The organism is Methylobacter svalbardensis (assembly GCF_037671525.1).
In the GTDB taxonomy this organism is placed as follows: Bacteria; Pseudomonadota; Gammaproteobacteria; order Methylococcales; family Methylomonadaceae; genus Methylobacter_A; species Methylobacter_A svalbardensis.
Window position 1 is genome coordinate 1 of the sequence record NZ_JAWPOH010000164.1, and the last position, 1,572, is coordinate 1,572.

At 40.3% G+C, this 1,572-nt stretch carries 2 protein-coding genes; one reads left to right on the forward strand and one right to left on the reverse strand.

Going from position 1 to position 1,572, the window contains the following annotated elements; genetic code table 11:
* Window positions 1-484 precede the first annotated feature (484 nt).
* Entirely contained in the window at window positions 485-739 is a 255-nt protein-coding gene (locus RW114_RS20570) for a hypothetical protein (protein ID WP_340124594.1), read from the reverse strand.
* Between the two features lie 117 nt (window positions 740-856).
* Between RW114_RS20570 and RW114_RS20575 the strand changes: the two genes are divergently transcribed.
* A complete protein-coding gene (locus tag RW114_RS20575; protein WP_340124595.1) occupies window positions 857-1,030 on the forward strand; it encodes a transposase in 174 nt (57 codons plus the stop codon).
* The last annotated feature ends 542 nt before the right edge of the window (window positions 1,031-1,572 follow it).

Sequence of the window (1,572 nt, forward strand, 5' to 3'; positions counted from 1 at the left end):
CTTCCAATGCAATTTTGGCTTTTTGAGCCCCTGTAAAAATCTTCCGTTTGCTTTCGCTCATTTCCTGCTTCTCATTTTTCGACAGAGCATAGCTTAAACTATTGTCCGGAATTCGGGGTCCACTATAGATACCTCGGTATCGAGGTTGATGACGCTCTTGAAATATCGGAACAAACCGAAATTTAGATTTAAGTAACGTATATCAGCGGCCGTTGAAAAACGGTCGCACCTCCAAAGCGGACATTGGAAACTAGCTAAATTTTGGTTTCTGGTCATCCGTTAACGACCCCTTGCAGTCATTCGGCTATGATTTTACATTTTCCTATACCTGCCATTCACCAAGTACCACAATCGACACAAGCGGTCATTTCATTGTGTATTTTGAAACAAGATAACGGAAACCACCATTCCAATAGCTGAACACAGTAAACGTATCAATCGCGAGCGATGCGTCCGAATGTGGCATCCTCATAAATTTTCCAGATTAGTTTAAATTAACAATCTTTACCGCACTCTTAATACGGTCAATGACATCTGAGAATTTTTCACTAGGAATTGCTGATTCTAAATAGGGTTCAATCAAATCGAACTCTCTATGTATAGAACGACGGGCAATACTCTTGTGTCTGAGCTGCCAAAGAGCAAGTTTTTCCGTGTTATCAAATCCTTCTTTAACACAGCTACCAAGTGTTTCAAGACCTATCAGCAGATAGACTTCTTCCTCATCATTCTTGTACATTGACAGAAAAACTTGCGCAGGTAATGCGAAAACATACGCAAGTTCTGGAACAAGCCCCCTGCGTCACAATAGTTGTCGCCTCAAATTTTAAGAAAAAAATAAAATTTGAGATTAGTCATGAAAAAATATAAAAGGTATTCGGCAGGCTTCAAAGAGCAGGCGTTGGTAAAGGTTTACAGTCGTGGCAATGGCCAATCGATTCAGTCCGTCGCAGACGAATTGAACATCAATTTAGCTACCTTGAAGACTTGGATTGTTAAAATTTCCATGTCCATCCTAAAGGGAGATTAGCAGCCAGACAAAATCCGATCTGGTGAAAATAAATCAGCTCCCTACACTGGACTTCAACCCCCACACTTGAGGCTGGTCCACTGTCATTTTGTCGTTGTTTATCCATATTAACTAATCACCGTTCTTACCTAATGAAGTATCGCCTAAAAATCCTCTCATCGTTATACAATCCCAGAGCATGCTCGTTGATTTTCCATTTTTAGGGCTAGTATAGGGTCGCGTCCATGAACTAGAATCTGCTTGTTCCCATATCCATTCTCCTTTTGAGCTATGATTTGCACTTGCTTCATCCGGACAAAAATTCTTTGTTAGAGTCCGTACATCATCAACGGGGGTTTGGCTAAAAAAACGAAATAACGCGTTATTAGGCTCTTTTGAGGCTAATTTTGATGATACATCCTTAAGCTTTGAAATGTTGCGTATTCTGATTAATTTGAACACCAATTCTGGCCGAACTTGAACACCTAAAACCTAACGCATCGATGGAAGTGAGTTTTTACTCTACGTGTTCAACTTGGGTCAAGGAATTCATTTTTTTTCGC

Excerpts from the sequence above, each read along its gene's own strand:
- RW114_RS20570 (WP_340124594.1), bottom strand. The coding sequence starts at position 739 with ATGTACAAGAATGATGAGGAAGAAGTCTATCTGCTGATAGGTCTTGAA.
- RW114_RS20575 (WP_340124595.1), top strand. The coding sequence starts at position 857 with ATGAAAAAATATAAAAGGTATTCGGCAGGCTTCAAAGAGCAGGCGTTG.